The organism is Sphingomonas rubra (genome assembly GCF_900115745.1).
In the GTDB taxonomy this organism is placed as follows: domain Bacteria; phylum Pseudomonadota; class Alphaproteobacteria; order Sphingomonadales; family Sphingomonadaceae; genus Sphingomonas; species Sphingomonas rubra.
The window spans coordinates 172,465-194,287 of sequence record NZ_FOXP01000006.1 but is presented as its reverse complement, the minus strand read 5'-3'; the positions used below and the strand labels follow the sequence as shown (position 1 = coordinate 194,287).

The following is a 21,823-nucleotide window of genomic DNA, read 5'->3' as shown; positions in this document are numbered from 1 at the left end:
CTTGCTCCTCTTCCTCGCCCGCATCGGACGTGCGGGCACCATGCCGGAGTAGAAGCCCGGCGATGGATCGATGCTGAACCCGTCGTTGTCGCGGCTTCAGCTTGGCCGAGGAGAGGGATCACGGCACCCGCAGGGCAAGGCCGTCGAGCGAGGGCGTCAGGCGGATCTGGCAGGACAGGCGGCTGGTGCGGACGGCATCGGGGACGAGGTCGAGCATGTCCTCCTCCTCGGGGCGTGGCGGCGGCAGGCGTGACCAGTCCTCGGCCGCGACGATCAGGTGGCAGGTGGCGCAGGCGAGTTGCCCGCCGCACGTGCCCTCCAAGGGCTGGCCGGCGGCCTGCGCGACGTCGAGGAGGCGATCGCCCGCCGCCGCCTCCACCTCGACGATGCCGGTCGCGGTCTCGAAGCGAACGCGGATCATTGCGCGTCGGCCGCGGCGACGAGGCGGTCGAGCGCGGTTGCCAACGCCGCCTCGTCGGTGGTGCGCCCCCAGCCGAGGCGGATCGACGAGCGCGCGCCGGCATCGGACAGACTGAGCGCGCGCAGCACGTGGCTGGGGCGGCTCGAGCCGCTGGCGCAGGCGGAGCCCGCCGAGAACGCGACGTCGCGGCAGTCGCTCATCAGTCGGGCGACGTCCAGGCCGGGGCGGCGGACGTTGAGATTGCCGTGGTAGCGATGCTCGACCGAGCCGTTGATCGTCCAGCCGGCGAGACGATCGACGGCGATCCACCAGAGGCGATCGACCAGCGCGGCGTCCTCCGCCGCGCGCTCGCGCATCAATCGTGCGGCAGCGCCGAAGCCGGCGCAGAGGGCGGGGCTGAGCGTGCCCGAGCGCCCCCCCTCCTGGTCGCCGCCGTGGAGCAGCGGCTGAAGCGGCACGCCATCGCGGACCCACAGCGCGCCGATACCCTTGGGCCCGTAGATCTTGTGCGCGGAGACGGCGACGAGGTCGACGGTGTCGGGGATAGCGACGCGGCCATAGCCCTGGACGGCGTCGCACAGGAACAGCGCGCCGGCGGCGTGCGCGGCCCCGGCCAGCGCGGCGATCGGCTGGACCACGCCGATCTCGTTGTTGACCAGCATGGCGGCGACGAGCCCGCCCTCCGTCGCGGCACCGTCGACGCGCGACGGTGAGATCAGGCCGTCCGCGTCCACCGGCAGCACGGTCGCGGACCGCCCCCTGCCCGCCTCCGCCGCCACCGTGTCGAGCACCGCGGCGTGTTCTGTCGCCAGCGTGACGATGGCGCCGGTCGTGCCTTTGATCGCCCAGTTCAGCGCCTCGGTCGCCCCGCTGGTAAAGATGACGCGACCGCCGGCGGGCAGCAGCGCGGCGACCTGTTCGCGCGCCAGCTCGACCGCCGCCCTGGCGCGGCGGCCCTCGCGATGCGACGAGTGCGGGTTGCCGTGCTGGTCGCGCAGCCAGGGCAGCATCGCGTCGAGCGCGGCCGGATCGAGCGGCGTCGTCGCCTGGTAATCGAGGTAGGTCATGCCGCGAAGGTCCGGGTGGCGCGCGCCATCTGCCGCCACGCGGCGATGAAGGCGTCGACCTCCGCCGAACTGGTGCTACGGCCGAAGCTGACGCGGATCACCTCTCGCCCCGCCGCCTCCGGCCAGCCGAGCGCGGCGAGAACGTGGCTGGGCTTCATGCTGCCCGAACTGCACGCGCTGCCCGCCGACACGGCGAAGCCGGCCATGTCGAGGCGGATCAGCTGCGTGGTCGCGGGAACGCCGGGCAACCGATACGAGCCGATCGCGGGGTGGCGCGGCGCGCCGGATGAGACGACTTCACCCCCAGAGCGGGTGATCGCGTCGTCCAGGCGGGCACGGAGCGCGGCGTGATCGGGTTCGGGCTCGGCGAGCGCGGCGGCGAAACCGAGGATTGCGGGGAGATTCTCGGTACCGGCGCGGTAGCCGCGCTCCTGCCCGCCGGTAGGCATTAGCGTCGCCAGATCGCGGACGAGGAGCGCGCCGATGCCGGGCGGGCCACCACGCTTGTGGCCGGACACGGCAACGAAGTCGGCATGGGCGGCGAGTTCGTCGCTCGCCGGCATCTGCGCCGCGTCCACCAGCAACAGATGGCCGAGTGCGTGAGCGGCTTCGGCCAGTGCCGCGATCGGCTGGCGCACTCCCGTTTCGCTGTTGGCCCATTGAACGCAGATCAGCGCCTTCCCCTCGGCATCCAGGAGCGTCGGCCAGTTCTCCCCCTTCAGCAGACCTTGCGCGTCGACAACGAGGGGGCGGGCGGTCGGAGGCGCAGCGCGGAACACGGCATCGTGCTCCACCATGCTCATCGCGACCCGCCCGCCCGCGATCGAGCGGCCGAGCGCGAGGGCGAGCGACTCGCTGGCGCCGCTGGTGAACAGCACCTCGCCGGGCCATCCGTAAGCGGCGGCGACCTCGCCCCGCGCCGCCTCCAGGGCGGCACGCGCGGCGCGGCCCTCGGCATGGGGGCTGGACGGGTTGGCCCAGCGCGCCATGCCCTCGGCGACGGCGGCGCGCGCGGCGGGCGTCATCGGGGTGGTGGCGGCGTGGTCGAGATAGATGCGGGTCAAGGCCGGGGGTCGTTTCGATTGCGGAAAAGGAGACCGCGCCTATATAGCGCGCCACGTTCCGTGCTCCACCGGGAGCGCCGCCCTTTCGCGAGTTCCGTCATGCCCGAAGTCATCTTCCCCGGCCCCGAGGGTCGCCTCGAAGGTCGGTTCATCCCCGCACCTCGGCCGCGGGCGCCGGTCGCGATGATCCTGCATCCCCACCCCTCGTCGGGCGGGACGATGAACAACCGGATCGTGCAGGAGCTCTACAAGACGTTCCAGCGGCGCGGCTTCGCGACGCTGCGCTTCAACTTCCGCGGCGTCGGCAAGAGCCAGGGCGTGTTCGACAACGGCGTCGGCGAACTCTCCGACGCGGCCTCGGCGCTCGACTGGGTACAGAGCTTCCACCCGGAGGCGTCGACGACCTGGGTGGCGGGGTTCGGTTTCGGCGCGTGGATCGGCATGCAGTTGCTGATGCGCCGGCCGGAAATCCGCGGCTTCATCTCGGTGGCGCCGCCCGCCAACATGTTCGACTTCACCTTCCTCGCGCCCTGCCCATCGTCAGGCATCATCATCCAGGGCGAGCAGGACGAGGTGGTGACGCCCGCCGCGACGCAGAAGCTCGTCGATAAGCTGCGCACGCAGAAGCACATCACCATCCATCACGACACGATCCCCAAGGCGAACCACTTCTTCGAGCACGAGATGCCGGACCTGATGCGGTCGGTAGACAATTACCTCGACATGCGGTTGGACCCGCGCTCGCCGATCAAATAGCGGCCGGGACCACAACTCCTACTCGCCGTCGGCTCCGGCGGCGATGCGCCCCAGCTTCGTCAGCAGGGTGATCGGATCGCGCCCGTCGCCATAGCCGTAGGCGGATGCCTCCGCCTTGTTGCAGCGGCGCTGACCGGCGAAGATGCCGCATGGCGCCGCGGAGGTCAGCGGTGCCATGCCGGTGTCGTCACGATGCACGGTCGCAGCGTCGTCCCGTTCGGATGGCAGCGGCAGTCGATACCGTTCGTCCCGTCGGCCGCATACCACGACTTCATCGGCGGCAGCGGAACAACGGCGCTGCACGTCGGGCAAGCCGACCGCCGCGAGGTCGAACGCCTCGGAGTGGACCGATGACGCCGCTTGCAGCAAGGTGAGCGACAGCAGCATCATGGCCGCAGGGTAGGCGCGAACCCGGCAATCCGCAATCGTCAGCCGGCCGGCTCTATCCGGTAGTGGATCGGCTTGAACGTCCCGCCGTTCGAGTCGGGTGCGGAACACGCCGTCAACCCGATCACCAGGTCCCGCTCGGCGCGGAAAACGATGCGGTCGCCGGCCTTGCTGATCGGGGGGAGGACGCGGAGCTTGCCCGTCTCGCCGTCGACGGGCACGTTCATGAAACAGTTGAACGCGACCGGGATGCGGTCGGGCGCGATGCCGTAGGGCTCCAGCGCGGCGGCCAGATTGCCGAAGCAGCCGCGGTGGCGGGGCAGTGTCGGGTAGAAATGGTCAAAGGTCGCCGTGGAACACGGCGTCAGCAGGAAGTCGTGACGACCTACCGTATCCTCCTCGATCGTCAGCAGGACGTTGGAGCGGTTGGAATAGAGCTTGTGCCCGGCCGTCAGGTAGATCGTCTCCGCATAGTCGAGCGTGCGTCCCGACGAGATCACCTCGTCCAGATCCTCGGCGTTGAAGGCGAGGAGGTCGGCGACCTGCTCGCCGCGCGGGTCGATCACGATCAGGCGATCACCTTTCGACAGGCGGAACGCGGTGCCGCTACGCTCCGAGATCTCGATCGTGTCGTTCGTTCGCGGGGTCATTCGGCGCCCTTGTAGTGGAAGGGGCAGCGCCAGTCGGCGTCGACGGCGCGACCGGAATATTGACGTGCCTCGCTCGCCTCCCCGTGGCGCTGGAGCATGGGATTGCGCGAGCCGGCGATCGCCTCGTCGCGGACCATGATCTTCTCGCGCATCCTCTCGTACTTGCCCTGCGCGCGCAGGATCTCGAACTGGTCGTGGAGGTTGAAGACCATCACCGGATTGGGAAAGCGGCGCGCGGGGCGGCTGGCATTGGGGTGGAGGCCGACCACGAAGAACGCCTCGCCGCCGAACGACAGCGAGAAATGCGGGTCGTCCGGATCGGCGCTGACGCTGTCGTCATAGTGCTGGCCGCGCCACACGTCCTTGTCCGACAGCGACTGGACGCGGGTCCAGAGCAGTCGCTCGAACTCTGCCTCGGACAGCGCCAGGGGCGTGTCGAAGACGACCGCGAGGCTGCGATAGAGTTCCGGCTTGGCCCGGTAGGCGGCGGCGAAGTGCAGCAGACGGTCGTGGATACGCAGATCGTCCCAGGCGCTGGTCAGGTCGCGGGCGGCAAGCACCTCCAGCGTGCCCTTGGCCAGCGCGGCCTTGGCACCGACGCAGGGGAAAGACGCTTCGGCGACGCGCTGGTGGAGTTGGGCGGCGAGTTCGTCCTGGTTCGACGGCATCCAGTCGAACATCGGTTTGGTAGCGGCGATCATAGGCGAGGGGAACGCCGACGAGGGAGCCACCGTTCCTATCCGCGCGCGCCAACAGACTGATCTGAATCAGTGTCGGGATCGGGACTCGCGGCGCGAGCAACATCAATCAACCGGCTTGGTTACCACGTCCAGATCAGGACGTTGCCGAGCAGCACCGCGGCCATGACGAGCATCAGCACGCCCTTGCGCCGGTCGTCACCGCGCCGGATGAGCGCGATGCCGCCGATGACGAGGGCGAAGACGGCGAGCATCGCAATGGCGGGCGCGAGCTGGGCGAGCGAGTGGAGGGGAGTGGTCATTCTTCTTCTCGTTTCGTCATGGTGCCAGCGTCATCAGAAACCGCCAATCACCGCCGCATAGGCCGCGCGATCGACGTTGCCGCCGGACAGGATGATGAGCGTGCCGTCCGCCGGCTCCACCTTGCCGGCGAGCAGCACGGCGAGCGCGACGGCGCCGCCGGGTTCGACCACCAGCCGCAGCCGCTCGGCGGCCCAGCGCTGCGCGGCGGCGACCTCGGCCTCCGACACGGCAACGCCGGTGGCACCCCGGCGGGAGAGGACGTCGAAGGTGAGCGGCGAGACGCGGGTGGTCTGGAGCGCGTCGCAGGCGGTTGGTGGCGGATTGGGGCCGACGGGCTCGATCCAGCCCGCCTCCAGGCTGCGGCTCATGTCGTCCCAGCCTTCCGGCTCGGCGACCACCATCGCCGCCTCGGGCAGGGCGAGCGCAACGCCCGCGGCGAGACCGCCGCCGCCGCAGGGGACGATCGCCCGGGTCGGCGCGCCCAGCCCGGCGGCCCGCATCTGCTGCACCGCCTCGATGCCTGCACTGCCCTGCCCCTCAATCACCCATGGGTCGTCGAAGCTCGGCACCAGCGTGGCGCCGCGCGCGGCGGCGAGTTCGGCCGCGATCGCCTCGCGGCTCTCGGTCGCGCGGTCGTAGCCGACCACCTCGGCGCCGAGCGCCAGCGTCGCGTCGCGCTTCGGGCGGGGCGCGTCGTGCGGCATGACGATCGTCGCCGCCATGCCGAGCCGCCTGGCCGCCCAGGCGATCCCTTGCGCGTGGTTGCCGCTGGAAAAGGCGACCACGCCGCGTGCCCGTGCCGCCTCGTCCAGCGCGGTCAACCGGTGCCACGCGCCGCGCAGCTTGAACGCGCCCACCGGTTGCAGCGACTCGGCCTTGAAGGCGACAACACGGCCGCGGATCTCGGCGACGAACAGCGGGCTCGGCGGCAGGATCGCGGCGATCTTGGCGGCGGCATCGCGGATGCCGGCACGGGTGGGCTGTCGCAAAATCGTCACTTTTCGTCGTCCCTCGTACCAACCCACTTTACAAGGGGGGTCACCGCTCATAGATCGCGCCTCCGCTGCCCCATGGGACTTCCAACCGCAAGGCAGCTTTTGTCACCGTATGCCGCAAGGCAATTGGAGGTCCCTTGAATTGGTCCAGCATCATCGCGCGCTGGGGCTAGCGCCCCTCTCGACTGCCGCCTCCTCCGTCGCGGGATCGGCCATCGACATCGCCAGGCGTTCCCCGGTCCAGCCGGTGACGCTGATCCGTCCGCACGCCGCGGCACGGGCCGCCCGCTTCTTCTCGGAGAAGTTTCCGGGCCGCTCGATGTACGCCGTGAAGGCGAATCCGTCGCCCGACCTGCTCCAGGTCCTGTGGGACAACGGCATCACGCACTACGACGTGGCCTCGATCGCCGAGGTGCGGCTCGTCTCGCGCACGCTGCCCGATGCGACGCTCTGCTTCATGCATCCGGTCAAGGCCGAGGAAGCGATCGCCGAGGCGTATTTCACGCACGGCGTGCGCGTCTTCTCGCTCGATTCGATCGAGGAGCTGGAAAAGGTGGAGCGCGCGACGCGCCACGCCGCGGACCTGACGCTGTGCGTCCGCCTGCGCGTGTCGTCCGAACATTCGAAGCTCAGCCTCGCCTCCAAGTTCGGCGCGATGCCGCATGAGACCAAGGAGCTGCTGTTCCGCGCGCGGCAGACCGCCGACGCGCTCGGCATCTGCTTCCACGTCGGCAGCCAGGCGATGACGCCCGACGCCTATGCGCAGGCGATGGAGCGCGTGCGCGCGGCGATCGTCGAGGCGGCGGTGACGGTGGACGTGATCGACGTCGGCGGCGGCTTCCCGTCGACCTATCCCGGCATGGAACCGCCGCCGCTGGAGCGTTATTTCGAGACGATCCACCGCGCGTTCGAGTCGCTGCCGATCAGCTACTCGGCCGAACTATGGGCAGAGCCCGGTCGCGCGCTGTGCGCCGAATATTCGTCGGTCGTGGTGCGCGTCGAGAAGCGTCGGGGCGCGGAACTGTACATCAACGACGGCGCCTACGGCGCACTGTTTGATGCGGCGCATATCGGCTGGCGCTTCCCCGTGACGCTGCTGCGCGAGCCGGAGTCGGAGGTGCGCGATCATCCCTTCTCCTTCTACGGCCCGACCTGCGACGACATGGACCATATGGCGGGACCGTTCCTGCTGCCGGCCGACGTGGTCGCGGGCGATTACATCGAGATCGGTATGCTGGGCGCGTACGGATCGGCGATGCGGACCGGGTTCAACGGGTTCGGATCGGACGAGACGGTGGTCGTCGAGGACGAGCCGATGGCATCGCTCTACGTCGAGCTGGAGACGCGGGTCGCGTCCAACGTCGTCAAGCTGTAACGGCCTTCTCACATTGTCTTACCACCCCGGCCAGGGCCGGGGTCCAGCGGCGACCCGTTCGTAACTGGACCCCGGCCGTCGCCGGGCTGGCAATCGTTGCTAGGGATTTCGCATGACCGTCACCCACCCCGACGTTTCCACCGTCAACGACACGCGCAAGAAGGAACTGCTCGCCAAGCAGGTCGAGCATATCGACATCCGCAGCTTCGACGCGCGGCCGATCATCGACGCGATGGACAAGATGAGCTTCACCAGCCGCGACCTCGCGCGCGCGACGGGCATCTACAACCAGATGCTCGCCGACAAGGACTGCTCGATCTTCCTCGTCATCGCCGGCTCCACCTCGGCGGGCGGCTGCATGGATCTCTACGCCGAACTGCTGCGCTCCAACATGATCGACGGCATCGTCGCCACCGGCGCGTCGATCGTCGACATGGATTTCTTCGAAGGCCTCGGCCACAAGCATTACCAGGCGCTGGAAGTGCCCGACGACAACGTGCTGCGCTCGCTCTACATCGACCGCATCTACGACACGTATATCGACGAGGAGCAGTTGCAGGACTGCGACCACACGATCGGCGAGATCGCCAACTCGCTGGAGCCGCGCCCCTATTCCAGCCGCGAGTTCATCCGCGCGATGGGCAAGTATCTGGTCGAGCACGGCAAGAAGGAGAACAGCCTGGTCAAGCTCGCCTACGAGCATGACGTGCCGATCTTCTGCCCGGCGTTCGTCGACAGTTCGGCGGGCTTCGGCCTCGTCAAGCATCAGGTCGACCGCGCCAAGGAGGGCAAGCCCTACATGGTGCTCGACGCGATCGCCGACTTCCGCGAACTGACCGACATCAAGATCAAGGCGGGCACCACCGGCCTGCTGATGATCGGCGGCGGCGTGCCGAAGAACTTCATCCAGGACACGGTCGTCTGCGCCGAGATCCTGGGCCACGACGACGTCGAGATGCACAAATACGCGGTGCAGATCACCGTCGCCGACGTGCGCGACGGCGCCTGCTCCTCCTCGACGTTGAAGGAAGCGGCAAGTTGGGGCAAGGTTGATACCGCATTGGAGCAGATGGTGTTCGCCGAGGCAGGCTCGGTGATGCCGCTGCTGGCGTCGGACGCGTATCATCGCGGCCACTGGAAGGACCGGGTGAAGCGCCGCTGGGGGGCGAGCTTCGACTGAGATGGAGGAATTGTTGGACCGGGAAGTGATCGCCTACGCCATTATCGCCGCCGTGGTGCTGGCGGTCGTCGCAGGCTGGGCGCTCACCCGGCGCAAGCGCAAGATCGAGAAGCTGCGCCGGCGCGGGATCAAGACCTACGGCCATTGACGTTCCGGGGCGGGCAGCGATGCCCGCCCCTTTTCGTATCAGCCGAACAGGCGCGCGAGGCTCTTTTCCAGCATCAGCAGCTGCCACAGCGTGCGTCCGTGATCGGCACGACCGGCGCGGTGATCCTCGGCCAGACGGGCGAGGCGCGGCAGATCGAACCAGCCGCTCTCCACCAGCAGCCCCGAGCGGGCGAGCGCCGCGCCCTGCCCCGCCAGCGGTGCGCGGAACCAGGCGTCGACAGGCGACTCCCCGACGACCGGTGTTGAGGTGAGCATGTCACGCGGCAGGTGGCGTTCGAGACCGCGTCTCATCAACCATTTGCCTTCGCCGCGCCGTCGCCGCATCGCGGTGGGCAGCGTCGCGGCGAACGCGACGAGCTCGTGGTCGAGCAGCGGCTCGCGTATTTCCAGCCCCACGGCCATACCGATCCGGTCGGCGCGGGCGAGGATGTCGCCGGACAGCCTGATCTTCAGGTCGGCATATTGCGCCGCGTCGAGCGGATCGCGCGCGGGCGCGTGAGTCATCGCCACGACGTAGCGATCCTCAGGCCGATAACCGCCGAGCGCGCGGCGGGCCTCGGGCGAGAACAGCGCGGTGCGGAGCGCCGACGGGGTAACGCAGACGGCGTGGGCATAGGCCTCCGCTCCCGATGTACCGAGTGCCTGGAACGTCGATCGAAGCCGGAACGCGGGCGGCGCCCAGGCCGCCTCGGGCCACCCAGCGCCGAGCGGGCCGAAGAGGCGGGCACAGACGTCGGGAGACAGCAGACGGCGGAGGCGCTCCCCGGCGAGATGCGCCTTGTAGCGGCGTGCCCCCGCCATCACCTCGTCGGCACCGTCGCCCGCCAGGGCCACCGTCACCCGTTCGCGCGCGAGGGCGCAGAGTGGCAGGCTGGTGAGCGCCGACGGGTCGGCGAACGGCTCGTCGAGGTGACGCACGAGGCTGTCGACGCCCGACAGCTCGTCGGGATCGGCGACGCGCTCGGCATGCGCGGTGGCGAAACGGGCGGCGATGGAGCGCGCGGGCGTCGGTGCGTCGGCGCCGATCGCGCAGGTCGCGACCGCGCGGGGGCTCGCCTCCGCCATCAGCGCGACCACGGCGGCAGCGTCGACGTCGCCCGACAGCAGCGCGCCGACCGGCACGTTGGCGATCATGCAACGGCGCACGCCCGCACGCATCCGCTCGATCAGTTGCTCCGCGAGGGCGTCGGCCGAACCGGCGGCGCGGGCGGAGAAGTCCACGTCCCACCATCGCCGCGGTGCCGGCACGGGTCGGCCACGCTCGACCAGGAGACAGTGGCCGGCGGGCAGCTTGCGGGAGCCGGCGACGATGCAGCTATCGTCGGGCACGTAGCCATAGGCCAGATAATACTCGACCGCCGTCAGGTCCGGCGCGCGGCGCAGCTGCGGATGCGCGAGCAGCCCCTTCAACTCGGACGAGAAGGCGAGCGCGCCGTCGGATAGCTCGGCATAGTGAAGCGGCTTCGCGCCCAGCCGGTCCCGCGCGAGGAACAGCGTACCGGCGCCGGCATCGTGGAGGGCGAAGACGAAATTGCCGTGCAGGCGATCGAGCATCGCCGCGCCCCACGCGCGCCAGCCGTGAAGCAGCAACTCGGTATCGCCGCGGGTGTGAAAGCGGACGCCTTTGTTCCGGAGTTCGGCGCGCAACTCGCCGAGATTATGGATCGCGCCGTCGAAGGTGACCGTCAGCCCGCCGTCGCGCATCGGCTGCGGCGATCCGGCGAGATCGACCGTGGCGAGGCGCCGATGACCCAGCCCGATGCCCGGCGCGGTCCACACGCCCTCCCCGTCCGGGCCGCGATGCGCCTGCGCCTCGATCATCCGTATGACGCGGGCCGGATCGACCGGCTTGGGCGTGGCAGCGTGGAAGATGCCGGCGATCGCGCCCATCAGCGCGCGTCCCTCGCGGGCCGCGCCATCTGGCTCGTTGAACCGGGGGTGCGGCACCCTGCGCCGAGTGCCGCCGTCAGCGGCAGCGCCGACGTGACCCCGCCGTCGTTCCGCCGTTGCCGTACCGCTGTCCGTTCCACCCCTGCCCCGCTCCCCGTGACCCCGCCGATGCGGTACCATGCGGAAACGATCCGCTCCACCGGGCGGCGTCGGGACGCGGCGTCAACGTGCCGCCACGATCTCGGCGGCGGGCGGGTGGCCGAGAAAGGCGGACGGGCTGGCGGTGGCGCCGTACGCGCCCGCGAGGAAGACGGCGACGAGATCGCCGGGCTCCGCGCGCGGCAGCGCCACGCGGTCGCCCAGCCGGTCGAGCGGGGTGCAGAGCGGGCCGACGACGCTCGCGGTCTCGGTCGCGGGCTCGCCCATGCGGTGCGCGACGGCGAGCGGATAGTTGCGGCGCACCACCGTCCCGAAATTGCCGGAAGCGGCGAGTTGGTGGTGGAGGCCGCCGTCGAGGATCAGGAAGGTCTCGCCGCCGCTCTCCTTGCGATCGACGACGCGGGCCAGATAGACGCCCGCTTCCGCCACCAGCCAGCGGCCGAGCTCGATCGCGAAGCGGGTGGCGGCGAGAATCGGCGGACGGTGCGCCAGGGTAGCGGCGAGGCGCATGCCGACCGCGTCGATGTCGAGCGGCAGATCCCCGGCGAAATAGGGAATGCCGAAGCCGCCGCCGAGATTGACGAGCGGCGGCGCCGCACCGACTTCTTCCGCCAGGCGCGCGGCGAGCGCAACTGTCGCGGCCTGCGTATCGGCGACCGCCTCGGCCGAGAGCGCCTGGCTGCCGGCATAGACGTGGAAACCGCGCCAGTCCGCGCCACCGTCGATCAGCAGGCGGACCAGCGCGGGCACGCGATCGGCGTCGACGCCGAAGGGGGATGGCCGGCCGCCCATCTTCATGCCGGACCCCTTCAGCTCGACGTCCGGGTTGACGCGCGCGGCAACGCGCGGACGGATGCCCAGCCGCCCGGCGATCGCCAGCGTGCGCGCCGCCTCCCCCTTCGATTCGCAGTGCAGCGTCGCGCCCGCGGCGATGGCGGCGGCGAGTTCGTCGTCGCGCTTGCCCGGCCCGGCGAAGCTGATCGACGCGGGCGGCTTGACGGCCAGCGCCCGGTCCAGCTCACCCGCCGACGCCACGTCGAGGCCGTCGACGAGCGGCCCGATCGCGGCAAGCAGCGCCGGCAGCGGGTTGGCCTTGATCGCGTAATGGAGATCGACGTCCGCGAACGCGGCGCGGAACCGCCGCACGCGTGCAGCGACGATCGCGGGATCGTAGACGAAGAGCGGCGTCCCTGCATCCGCCCATTCGGCGGCGGCGCGGCCGGCAATGGCGAGCACGCCGCGCTGCTCGGCGAAATCCGGCGGGATCGGGCCCATCGGCTTCACGCGCACACCTCGCGGGCGATGGCGGCGCGGTCGAGCTTGCCGTTGGGATTGCGCGGCAGATCGGCGCGCCACTCGTAACGTTGCGGCTGCATGAAGCTCGGCAGGTCGCGGCGCAGCCGGGCGGCGAGCGCCGGCTCGTCCGCCGGATCGCCCGCCAGCATCACGACGATCGCTTGGCCGAGCCGCGGGTCTGGCACGCCGACCGCCACCGCCTCGCGCGCCTCGGGTCCGGCGAGGATCGCCTCCTCCACCTCCTGCGGGCTGATGCGGTTGCCGGCGGATTTTATCATCTCGTCGTCGCGGCCGACGAAGCGGAACAGGCCGTCGGCCCCCTCGACCACCGTGTCGCCGGACCATACCGCTGCCCCCTCGCCCAGCCACGCCGGCGCAGGGCGGAAGCGGTGGGCGGTACGGCCGGGATCGCGCCAATAGCCCTGCGCGACGAGCGGGCCGGCATGGACCAGCTCGCCCGGCTCGCCCGCCCCGGCGCGGCTGCCGTCCGCGCGCACCGCGGCGACGCGGGCGAAGGGAATGGCGCGGCCGATCGCGTCGGGATGCGCGTCGACCAGATCGGGCGCGAGATAGGTGGAGCGGAACGCCTCGGTCAGCCCGTACATGGGGTAGAGGTCGGCGGCGGGGAAGCGTGCGCGAAGTTCCCGCACCAGCCGCGGGGTGAGCGCGCCGCCCGAATTGGTGAGCCGCCGCAGGCTCGTCTCCGCCGGCCATTCCGCATCGAGCAGCTGCACCCAGAGCGGCGGCACGCCCGCGAGCGTCGTCGCGCCGAGCCGCGCCACCGCCTTCATCACGTCGCGCGCGACGAGGTAATCGAGCGGCGCGACCGACGCGCCCGCCGCCCAGGTGGAGAATAGCTGGTTCTGGCCATAATCGAACGACAGCGGCAGCACGGCGAGCACGCGATCCGCCGGCTCCAGCGCGAGATAGTGCGCGACCGAGATCGCGCCGAGCCATAGATTGGCGTGGCTGAGCATCACGCCCTTGGGCAGCCCGGTCGAGCCGGAGGTGTACAGGATGGCGGCGAGTGCGTCCGCATCGGCGTCCGACGGCGGCAGGCCCCGTCCGGCGAGCGGCGGTTCTTCCGCGACGAGCGCGCAGTCGGGCGGAACGTCGCCGGTCTCCAGCGTGGTCGCGCGCGCGGCCTGGGTGAGGAGCAGGCCCGCGCCGCTGTCGGCCAGGATGTGCGCAACCTGCGCGCGGCGGAGCGCCGGGTTGATCGGCACGTGGATCAGCCCCGCCCGCGCTGCCGCCAGCGGCAGCACGCAGGCCAGCCTGGTCTTCGGCAGCCAGCTCGCCACCCGCGTACCCGGATCGAGCCGCGCGGCGAGCCACGCGGCCAGCGCCCCCGTCGCCTGTTCCAGCGCGGCGAAGGTCATCGTGCCGCCCTTGTCGACGAGCGCCGCCGCGTCCGGTTCGCCGCGCAGGGCGAGATGGTCGAGCGGGCGGGGCACGGGGTCGAGCGCGATCACGCCCGTCGCCATAGCGCGGAGACGTTGCCGATTTCACCCCCCACCGGTATTGCAGCGCAACAACCAGGGGCGTGGACGAGGGCGATGGACTTGGCGACGGGAACAAAGGTCGACGCCGCGGTGCGCGGCGTGCTGGCGGACGTGCTGGGCATCGGGCCCGACCGCGCCGCCGCCTTCACCGCCGACACCCCGCTGTTCGGCGCGCTGCCCGAACTCGATTCGATGGCGGTCGCCGGCGTGCTGACCGAGCTGGAGGATCGGCTGGATATCGTCATCGACGACGACGAGGTGGACGGCGACATGCTGGAAAGCTTCGGCGCGCTGGTCGCCTTCGCGGAGAACAAGGCGCGCGGGTGATCGACGGTCACGAGGAACCGCCCTCCCCCTTCCGCGGCGAAGGGTGAGGGCAGCGCCCCCTCGCGCGAACCGATCCGCTACTCCGCCGCCTCGGCCAGTTCCTCGAACTCCGCCGCCGCCAGGAAGCGCTCGGCGTCGAGCGCCGCCATGCACCCCGTCCCCGCCGCCGTCACCGCCTGGCGATAGACCTTGTCCGCCACGTCGCCGCACGCGAACACGCCGGGCACGCTGGTGCGGGTGGAGCCCGTCTCCACCACGATATAACCGTCGCCGTCGAGATCGAGGTGGCCGCGGAACAGCTCGGTCGCGGGATGGTGGCCGATCGCGACGAAGCCGCCGTCGGTGGACAGGCGCGAACGCTCGCCCGTCACCGTGTCCTCCAGCTCTAGCGCGACCAGCCCGGCATTGCCGCCGCCGTCGACGAACTCGCGCACCTCCTTGTTCCACAGCACGGTGATGTTCGGGTGCGCGTGGAGCCGTTCCTGCAGGATGCGCTCGGCGCGGAGCGTGTCGCGGCGGTGGATCAGCATCACCTCGGGCGAGTGGTTGGTGAGGTACAGCGCCTCCTCCACCGCGGTGTTGCCGCCGCCGATCACCGCCACCTTCTTGCCGCGATAGAAGAAGCCGTCGCAGGTCGCGCAGGCGGACACGCCCTTGCCCTTCATCGCCTCTTCCGATTCGAGGCCGAGCCACTTGGCCTGCGCGCCAGTGGCGATCACCAGCACCTCGCCCTCGTACACGTCGCCACCGTCGCCCGTCAGGCGGAACGGGCGGCGGGTAAGGTCGACGTCGACGATCGTGTCCCACATCATCGTGGTGCCGACATGCTCGGCCTGTTTCTGCATCTGCTCCATCAGCCAGGGGCCCTGGATGACGTCGGCGAAGCCGGGATAGTTCTCCACCTCGGTGGTCGTCGTCAGCTGCCCGCCGGGCTGGATGCCCTGCACGACGATCGGCTTCATGCCCGCGCGCGCGCCGTAGATCGCGGCGGAAAGCCCGGCCGGCCCCGAACCGAGGATGAGCATGCGCGTCGAGTGGGTGGTCATCGCCAAAATCGTCCTATCCGTGTTCCCGCCCATTTAGGCGCGATCGTGAGAAATTTGAACCTGATCCACGTCGCGCGACGGCACCGTCGCGCGCGCGCTTCGTTGGACGCCACGAGCGGAGACCACAGAATGCGTGACGAGCAGACCGGCGAAGAGATCATCATCAAGCCCTACTCGGCGCCGGCCGGCGGTTGGGGATCGATGCGCGGCATGGCGGAGGTGCTGCCCGGCGAGAAGCCCGGCCTGTCGACGCTCGACACGCTGCGCCGCCAGAACAAGCCGGAGGGCTTCATGTGCGTGTCCTGCGCCTGGGGCAAACCCGCGCACCCGCACGTTGCCGAATTCTGCGAGAACGGCGCCAAGGCGACCGCGTGGGAGCTGACCAGCCACCGGGTCACCCCCGCCTTCTTCGAACGCTACACCGTGTCCGAGCTGGACGGGTGGATGGATCACGACCTGGAACAGGCGGGGCGGCTGACCCACCCGATGCGCTACGACGCGGGCACCGACAAATACGTCGCGGCGAGTTGGGCCGAGGCATTCGAGTCGATCGGCGCCAAGCTGAAGACGTGCGACCCGACCAAGGTAGTGCTCTACTCGTCGGGGCGGGCGAGTCTCGAAACCTCGTTCATGTTTTCGCTGATGGCGCGGATGTGGGGGCAGCAGAATCTGCCCGACTCGTCCAACATGTGCCACGAGACCACCTCCGTCGGGCTGAAGAACGCGATCGGCTCGCCCGTCGCGACGATCCAGATGGAGGATTACGACAAGTGTGACGCGATCTTCGCCTTCGGGCAGAACGTCGGCACCAATTCCCCGCGCATGCTCCACACGCTGAAGGATTGCCGTGATCGCGGCGTGGAGATCGTGACGTTCAACCCGCTTCGCGAGCGCGGGTGGGAACGGTTCGCCGATCCGCAGAGCCCCAAGGACATGCTGGCGGGCGGCGAGACGCAGATCTCCACCCAATATCATCAGGTGAAAGCGGGCGGCGACATCTCCGCGCTGCTCGGCATGTGCAAGCTGATGGTCGAGGCGGACGACCGGGCGATCGCGGAAGGACTGCCGCGCGTCATCGACCATCATTTCATCGAGCAGCATACGGTACGCTTCGACGAGTTCGCCGATTTCTGCCGCGCGGCCGACTGGGACGAGATCGTTCACGAGAGCGGGCTCAGCCGCCACGCGATCGAGGCGGCGGCGCGCGTCTACATGAAGGCGGAACGGGTGATCGCCGTCTACGGCATGGGTATCACCCAGCACCGCTACGGCATGGACAGCCTGTACATGCTGGTCAATTTCCTGCTGATGCGCGGCAATGTCGGTCGCGAGGGTGCGGGACCGGGGCCGGTGCGCGGCCATTCCAACGTGCAAGGGCAGCGCACGGTCGGCATCACCGAGAAGACCGAGCTGGCCCCCGTCGATCGCCTGCGCGAGCTGTTTCAGTTCGAGCCGCCGACGGAGAAGGGCTGGGACACGGTGGAGAGCTGCCGTGCGATCATCTCCGGCGAGTGCCAGGGCTTCGTCCAGCTAGGTGGCAATTTCCTGCGCGCCACGCCCGAACATGCGATGATGAAGGAGGCGTGGGCGAAACTGCCGATCACCGTCCACATCTCGACCAAGCTCAACAAGAGCCATCTGACACCGGGCCAGGAGAGCTGGATTCTCCCCTGCCTGGGCCGGTCGGAGCGGGACCATCAGGCGACCGGCGACCAGGCGGTGTCGATGGAGGATTCGTTCAGCCACATCTACGGCTCGGTCGGCAAGGTGACGCCGGCGGCGGACACGCTGCTCAGCGAGCCGGCGATCGTCGCGGGGCTCGCCAAGGCGATCCTGCCGCCCAATCCCAACGTGCCGTGGGACGAGTGGGTCGGCGACTATTCGCTGGTCCGCACCGCCATCGAGAATTGCTACCCGGACAAGTTCGCCAACTTCAACGAGCAGCTGTTCGTCCCCGGCGGCTTCTGGAAGGGAAATCCGGCCGCCCACCGCGAGTGGCTGACCGAGAGCGGCAAGGCCGAATTCAACGTGCCGCGTGCGCTCAATTCCAGCGGCTTCGCGGAGAAGGAGGGGCGCTTCCGGCTCGTCACGCTGCGCTCCAACGACCAGTTCAACACCACCATCTACGGCTATGACGATCGGTTCCGCGGTATCCGCGGCACGCGCATGGTGGTGATGATGAACCGCGGCGACATGCTGAAGCTCGGCCTGACCGACGGCGACAAGGTGGCGCTGGAGAGCGATGCGGAGGACGGCGTCGAGCGCGTGGTCGAGGGTCTGCGCGTCGTCGAGTACAATATCCCGGCCGGGTCGATCGGCGGCTATTATCCCGAACTCAACTGCCTGATCGCCCTGGAGCATCACGCGCTGGAGAGCCACGTGCCCGCCGGCAAGTCGGTGCCCGTGCGCGTGCGGGTGTGAGCCGGCTGCTGGGCGCGGTGCTCGCCGGCGGGCGGTCTTCGCGCTTCGGGTCCAACAAGGCGGAGGCCCGGCTCGGCGGACTCACGTTGGTCGAGCATGCCGCCGCCGCGCTGCGGCCGTACGTCGACGAAGTTGTGGTGATCGGTGCGGGCATCGGCGGATTGCCGGACCTGCCGCGTCCCGATCTGGGGCCGCTCGGCGGGATCGCGGCGGCGCTCGACCACGCGGCAGGGCGCGGCTTCGCCTGCGTGTTGACGATCGGCTGCGACATGCCGGAGGTGCCGGGGGCGCTGATCGAGGCGCTGCTGCGGCGCGAGCCGTCCTACTGCGCCGACGCGCCGGTGCTGGGGCTGTGGCAGGCGGCGCTCGGCGCCCAGCTGCTCGCCTATCTGGAAACGGCGACCGATCGATCGGTGCGCGGCTGGGCGCGGACGGTGGGGGCGCTGCCGATACCCGCCGCGATGCCGCTCGCCAACGTCAACACCCCGGCCGATCTGCGCGGGCTGGAACAGGACGCGCTGGTGCCGTGACGACGCTCGACCGCGCCGTTACGGTGCTGCGCGCCGACGGCGTCGAGGCCGGCACGCGCACGATCGCGGTGGAGGCGCCGGTCGCGATCGAGGTCGACGGTTTCGGCTACGCGGTGATGATGATGACGCCCGCCGACCTGGAGGCGTTCGCGGTCGGCTTCATGTTGACCGAGCGACTGGCGGATACGGCGGCCGATGTGGTCGCGGTCGAGCCCTTCGAGGCGGAGGCGGGATGGATCGTCCGCGTCGCCCTGTCCGATCGTTGCCGCGGCCGCATCCACGATCGCGTCCGCCATCGGACCAGCGACACCAGCTGCGGCCTGTGCGGCCTCTCCGGACTGGAGCAACTCCGCCGCCCCGCCCCTCGCGCACCGACGCCGACGACCGATCGCGCCGCCCTGTTCGCGGCGCTGGCGGCCTTGCGCGATCACCAACCGCTGACCGCCGCGACGGGTGCCCTCCACGCCGCCGCCGCCTGCGCGTCGGATGGGGCGATCGTCGCTGCCTACGAGGATGTCGGCCGCCATAACGCGCTCGACAAGCTCGTCGGCGCGCGGGCAATGGCCGGGGAGCCGATCGGCGGCTTTATCCTCGTCTCCTCGCGGATCAGTTTCGAGATGGTCGACAAGGCACTGGTCGCGGGCGCGCCGATGCTCGTCGGCATCTCCGCACCCACCAGCCTCGCGATCGGGCACGCGGTCGAACGCGGCCTGACGCTGGCCGCCATCGCCCGGCGTGATTCGATCCTGCTCGTCAACGATCCGTGGCGCGTCTTCGCCTAACTATTCGGTCGGCAACGTCACGTCGGTGGCCGGCGGATTCTCGGGATCGGTGCCGGTCGGGTCCTCCTCGCGCGTCACCTCGTCGGGCGATGGGGCGGGCTTCATCGGCACATCGGCCAGATCGGGGGTGGGCTGCACATCGGGCATCGGCTTCTCCTTGCCGGAGAGAACGTCCTGCGCCGAAATGGGAGCCATGATCGGTAAAGATGGTAGCGAAGGAGGGACTTGAACCCCCGACCCCAGGATTATGATTCCCGTGCTCTAACCAGCTGAGCTACTTCGCCGTACCAGGCCGCCCGGGCATGTCGCCGGGCGAGGCGCGGCCTATAGGAAGGGTCGCGAAAGCGGTCAAGCGTATAGGTGGCGCGACAGCGGCTCCCACGGGCCGCCCCGATACCACCAGGTCGCGAAGCCGGCGAGTTCCACCGGGCGCGGGCGGAAATCGCGCTGAAGCTGGTCGAGCAGCAGCTTAGCGACGGAGGGTGTCACCTTGTTCTGGATCGTCACGTGCGCGCGCCAGCCGCCCGCGTCCTGCGGCGTCAGCAGGCCGGCGAACGCCTCCGCCAGCCCCGCGCGCACCTGCACCAGCGCCGGGGAGTCGATGCGATAGGCAACGCCACGCCCCAGCGACATGAGGCCGGTGACCGTCGCGTCAGGGGCGCGAAGCCCACGCGTTTCCTCCACCAGCCGGTGCTTCAGTTCGTCGGCGATTGACGGGGGCAGATGATGGAACAGCGTGCAGTGCGCGGCGAGCACGTTGCGCTCGGGCGGGAAATGCTCGGCGCGCTGCGTGTCGAACCAGCCTTGGTCGTTACGCCCGAACAGCGCGGTGACGATGATGGGAGCAGGCGTCAAATCTCGACCTGGCTGCCGAGCTCGACGACGCGATTGGAGGGCAGGCGGAAAAACTCCATCGCCGATTCCGCGTTGCGCAGCATCCAGGCGAACAGCTTCTCGCGCCACAGCGCCATGCCGGGATGGTCGGACGCGATCAGCGTCTGGCGCGATAGGAAGAAGCTCGTCTCCATCATCTTGAATTTCTTGTCCGGGCCGGCGGCGAGGGCCAGCGCGGCCGGCACGTCCGCCTCCTCCATGAAGCCGAAGCGCAGTACCAGCCGGATGAAGCCGTGGCCCAGATCCTCCTTCTTCACCCGCATCGAGTCGGGCCAGTAGGGCTGGTCGGCGATCGACACCGTGAGCAGCACGATACGCTCGTGCAGGACCTTGTTGTGCTTCAGATTGTGGAGCAGCGCGTGCGGCACACCCTCCGCGGTGGAGGTCATGAACACCGCGGTGCCGGGCACCCGGCTCGCCGCGTTCGACGCCGACTGGATGAACACCTGGATCGGCATCGCGGCCTCGCGCAGCCGGTCGATCATCAGCTTGCGGCCGGTCGACCACGTCGTGAGGAAGGTGAAGACGATCACCGCGATCAGCAGCGGGAACCAGCCGCCGTCGGGGATCTTGGTAACGTTGGAGAAGAAATAGGCGCCGTCGATCGTCAGGAACACGCCCTCGAACAACAGCACGGCCGCGATCGGCCACTGCCAGACGCGACGGATCAGCACGCCGATCATCAGGGTGGAGATGAACATCGTGCCGGTCACCGCAATGCCGTAGGCGGCGGCGAGGTTGGACGACTCCTTGAAGCCGAAGATCAGCAGCAGCACCATCGTCATCAACGCCCAGTTGACGACGGGGATGTAGATCTGCCCCGCCTCCGACGCCGACGTATGCTCGATCCGCAGGCGCGGCATCAGGCCGAGCTGGACGCCCTGCTGCACCACCGAGAAGGCGCCGGTGATGACCGCTTGGCTGGCGATCACGGTCGCCATCGTCGACAGGATGACGAGCGGCAGGCGCCAGTCCTCGCTCGCCATCAGGAAGAACGGGTTCGACGCCGCCTCCGGATGATCGAGCAGCAGCGCCCCCTGCCCCATATAGTTCACCATCAGGGCGGGAAAGACGAACCACAGCCACGCGACCGAGATCGGACGGCGGCCGAAATGGCCCATGTCGGCGTAGAGCGCTTCCGCCCCCGTTACCGCGAGCACGACCGAGCCGAGCGCGAGGAAAGCGAGCAGCCCGTCGTCGAGGACGAACTCGACCGCCGACAGCGGGTTGAGCGCGGCCAGGATGATGTCCGGCCGCTGCATGATGTTGAGCACGCCGAGCACCGTCAGCGTGAGGAAGTACACCAGCATGATCGGGCCGAAGAACCGGCCTACACGAGCGGTGCCGCTCGACTGAATGTAGAAGAGCCCAATCAGGATTGCGACGGCGATGGGGATCACGAAGGTGCCGAACCCCGCCTCCACCGTCACCAGCCCCTCGACCGCCGAGAGCACCGATACCGCGGGCGTAATCATGCAATCGCCGAAGAACAATGCGGAGGCGAGGATGCCGAGCACGACGAGGCTCGGGCCCCACCGCCCCTTGCCGCCGACGGTGCGGCGCTGGATGAGCGCGAGCAGCGCCAGGCTTCCGCCCTCGCCGTTGTTGTCGGCTCGCAGCACGATCAGCACGTATTTCACCGTGACGATCAGGAAGAGCGACCACAGCATCAGGCTGACGACGCCGTAGATGTGGAGCTGGTCGACCGCGAGCGGATGGTGTCCGACGAACACCTCCTTCATCGCGTAGAGCGGGCTGGTACCGATGTCGCCGTAGACGACGCCGATCGCGCCGAGCGCGAGTTTGGCGAGACCTTGCTTGGGATGGTGGCCGAAACCCTCGGCCTCCGATGGAGCCACGGTCGGCGCCGCGACGGGTGACGTGGTCACGAGCCCGCGATTCCAGTAGGATA

23 protein-coding genes and 1 tRNA gene are annotated in these 21,823 nt (G+C 69.5%); 8 read left to right on the top strand and 16 right to left on the bottom strand.

Annotated elements, in window-relative coordinates:
- Positions 1 to 118: 118 nt before the first annotated feature.
- The 3 genes from BM145_RS09300 to BM145_RS09290 are packed head-to-tail and all read right to left on the bottom strand — an operon-like array spanning position 119 to position 2,513.
- Entirely contained in the window at positions 119 to 421 is a 303-nt protein-coding gene (locus BM145_RS09300) for a 2Fe-2S iron-sulfur cluster-binding protein (RefSeq protein WP_093333372.1), read from the bottom strand.
- Positions 418 to 1,488: a cysteine desulfurase family protein gene (locus BM145_RS09295; RefSeq protein WP_093333424.1), complete on the bottom strand. Its 1,071-nt coding sequence runs from the start codon at positions 1,486 to 1,488 to the stop codon at positions 418 to 420. Before BM145_RS09295 ends, BM145_RS09300 begins: the two co-directional genes overlap by 4 nt.
- Entirely contained in the window at positions 1,485 to 2,513 is a 1,029-nt protein-coding gene (locus BM145_RS09290) for a cysteine desulfurase family protein (protein ID WP_245739231.1), read from the bottom strand. The genes BM145_RS09295 and BM145_RS09290 overlap by 4 nt, the downstream gene beginning before the upstream one ends.
- A gap of 138 nt (positions 2,514 to 2,651) precedes the next feature.
- On the opposite strand from BM145_RS09290, the gene BM145_RS09285 reads away from it, so the two are divergent.
- Positions 2,652 to 3,308 carry an alpha/beta hydrolase gene (locus tag BM145_RS09285; protein WP_093333370.1) on the top strand — a complete coding sequence of 219 codons (657 nt, stop codon included), beginning with the start codon at positions 2,652 to 2,654 and terminating at the stop codon, positions 3,306 to 3,308.
- An 18-nt stretch (positions 3,309 to 3,326) separates the two neighbouring features.
- Here the strand turns inward: BM145_RS09285 and BM145_RS09280 are convergent, their stop codons facing one another.
- From BM145_RS09280 to BM145_RS09260, 5 genes are all read right to left on the bottom strand, one after another.
- Positions 3,327 to 3,698 (bottom strand): hypothetical protein, encoded by a 372-nt coding sequence (locus BM145_RS09280; protein ID WP_093333369.1) that lies wholly within the window; start codon positions 3,696 to 3,698, stop codon positions 3,327 to 3,329.
- Between the two features lie 38 nt (positions 3,699 to 3,736).
- Positions 3,737 to 4,345 (bottom strand): DUF1989 domain-containing protein, encoded by a 609-nt coding sequence (locus BM145_RS09275; RefSeq protein ID WP_093333368.1) that lies wholly within the window; start codon positions 4,343 to 4,345, stop codon positions 3,737 to 3,739.
- Positions 4,342 to 5,025, bottom strand: coding sequence for a guanitoxin biosynthesis heme-dependent pre-guanitoxin N-hydroxylase GntA (gene gntA / locus BM145_RS09270; RefSeq protein ID WP_093333423.1), 684 nt, complete (start codon positions 5,023 to 5,025; stop codon positions 4,342 to 4,344). Before gntA ends, BM145_RS09275 begins: the two co-directional genes overlap by 4 nt.
- 140 nt (positions 5,026 to 5,165) lie before the next feature.
- Positions 5,166 to 5,345 (bottom strand): hypothetical protein, encoded by a 180-nt coding sequence (locus BM145_RS09265; protein WP_093333367.1) that lies wholly within the window; start codon positions 5,343 to 5,345, stop codon positions 5,166 to 5,168.
- A gap of 33 nt (positions 5,346 to 5,378) precedes the next feature.
- On the bottom strand, positions 5,379 to 6,344 hold the full coding sequence (locus BM145_RS09260) for a threonine ammonia-lyase (RefSeq protein WP_245739222.1): 966 nt from the start codon (positions 6,342 to 6,344) through the stop codon (positions 5,379 to 5,381).
- A 139-nt stretch (positions 6,345 to 6,483) separates the two neighbouring features.
- On the opposite strand from BM145_RS09260, the gene BM145_RS09255 reads away from it, so the two are divergent.
- From BM145_RS09255 to BM145_RS15690, 3 genes are all read left to right on the top strand, one after another.
- Positions 6,484 to 7,716 (top strand): type III PLP-dependent enzyme, encoded by a 1,233-nt coding sequence (locus BM145_RS09255; protein ID WP_093333366.1) that lies wholly within the window; start codon positions 6,484 to 6,486, stop codon positions 7,714 to 7,716.
- A 112-nt stretch (positions 7,717 to 7,828) separates the two neighbouring features.
- Positions 7,829 to 8,896, top strand: coding sequence for a 1,9-bis(guanidino)-5-aza-nonane synthase (locus BM145_RS09250; protein ID WP_093333365.1), 1,068 nt, complete (start codon positions 7,829 to 7,831; stop codon positions 8,894 to 8,896).
- A 13-nt stretch (positions 8,897 to 8,909) separates the two neighbouring features.
- A complete protein-coding gene (locus BM145_RS15690; protein ID WP_245739220.1) occupies positions 8,910 to 9,044 on the top strand; it encodes an LPXTG cell wall anchor domain-containing protein in 135 nt (44 codons plus the stop codon).
- A gap of 38 nt (positions 9,045 to 9,082) precedes the next feature.
- Here the strand turns inward: BM145_RS15690 and asnB are convergent, their stop codons facing one another.
- The 3 genes from asnB to BM145_RS09235 form a co-directional block, all read right to left on the bottom strand.
- A complete protein-coding gene (gene asnB, locus BM145_RS09245; RefSeq protein ID WP_093333364.1) occupies positions 9,083 to 10,954 on the bottom strand; it encodes an asparagine synthase (glutamine-hydrolyzing) in 1,872 nt (623 codons plus the stop codon).
- 222 nt (positions 10,955 to 11,176) lie between these two features.
- Positions 11,177 to 12,397, bottom strand: coding sequence for a pyridoxal-dependent decarboxylase, exosortase A system-associated (locus BM145_RS09240; RefSeq protein ID WP_093333420.1), 1,221 nt, complete (start codon positions 12,395 to 12,397; stop codon positions 11,177 to 11,179).
- Entirely contained in the window at positions 12,394 to 13,881 is a 1,488-nt protein-coding gene (locus tag BM145_RS09235) for an AMP-binding protein (RefSeq protein ID WP_245739218.1), read from the bottom strand. The genes BM145_RS09240 and BM145_RS09235 overlap by 4 nt, the downstream gene beginning before the upstream one ends.
- 90 nt (positions 13,882 to 13,971) lie before the next feature.
- Between BM145_RS09235 and BM145_RS09230 the strand changes: the two genes are divergently transcribed.
- Positions 13,972 to 14,238: a phosphopantetheine-binding protein gene (locus BM145_RS09230; protein ID WP_425441089.1), complete on the top strand. Its 267-nt coding sequence runs from the start codon at positions 13,972 to 13,974 to the stop codon at positions 14,236 to 14,238.
- Between the two features lie 77 nt (positions 14,239 to 14,315).
- On the opposite strand, the gene trxB is transcribed toward BM145_RS09230, so the two are convergent.
- Positions 14,316 to 15,284 (bottom strand): thioredoxin-disulfide reductase, encoded by a 969-nt coding sequence (gene trxB, locus BM145_RS09225; protein ID WP_093333419.1) that lies wholly within the window; start codon positions 15,282 to 15,284, stop codon positions 14,316 to 14,318.
- A gap of 129 nt (positions 15,285 to 15,413) precedes the next feature.
- Here trxB and BM145_RS09220 point away from each other — a divergent pair, with 129 nt between their 5' ends.
- From BM145_RS09220 to fdhD, 3 genes are read left to right on the top strand one after another with little or no spacing between them, the layout of a single operon-like run.
- Entirely contained in the window at positions 15,414 to 17,705 is a 2,292-nt protein-coding gene (locus BM145_RS09220; RefSeq protein WP_093333362.1) for an FdhF/YdeP family oxidoreductase, read from the top strand.
- On the top strand, positions 17,702 to 18,235 hold the full coding sequence (gene mobA / locus BM145_RS09215; protein ID WP_093333361.1) for a molybdenum cofactor guanylyltransferase: 534 nt from the start codon (positions 17,702 to 17,704) through the stop codon (positions 18,233 to 18,235). Before BM145_RS09220 ends, mobA begins: the two co-directional genes overlap by 4 nt.
- Entirely contained in the window at positions 18,232 to 19,017 is a 786-nt protein-coding gene (gene fdhD, locus BM145_RS09210) for a formate dehydrogenase accessory sulfurtransferase FdhD (RefSeq protein ID WP_093333360.1), read from the top strand. The genes mobA and fdhD overlap by 4 nt, the downstream gene beginning before the upstream one ends.
- On the opposite strand, the gene BM145_RS09205 is transcribed toward fdhD, so the two are convergent.
- From BM145_RS09205 to BM145_RS09190, 4 genes are all read right to left on the bottom strand, one after another.
- A complete protein-coding gene (locus BM145_RS09205; RefSeq protein ID WP_093333359.1) occupies positions 19,018 to 19,212 on the bottom strand; it encodes a hypothetical protein in 195 nt (64 codons plus the stop codon).
- A gap of 12 nt (positions 19,213 to 19,224) precedes the next feature.
- A tRNA-Met gene (locus BM145_RS09200) sits at positions 19,225 to 19,301 on the bottom strand.
- Between the two features lie 64 nt (positions 19,302 to 19,365).
- On the bottom strand, positions 19,366 to 19,872 hold the full coding sequence (locus BM145_RS09195) for a 2'-5' RNA ligase family protein (protein WP_093333358.1): 507 nt from the start codon (positions 19,870 to 19,872) through the stop codon (positions 19,366 to 19,368).
- A complete protein-coding gene (locus tag BM145_RS09190; RefSeq protein ID WP_093333357.1) occupies positions 19,869 to 21,800 on the bottom strand; it encodes a potassium transporter Kup in 1,932 nt (643 codons plus the stop codon). Before BM145_RS09190 ends, BM145_RS09195 begins: the two co-directional genes overlap by 4 nt.
- Positions 21,801 to 21,823: the final 23 nt, after the last annotated feature.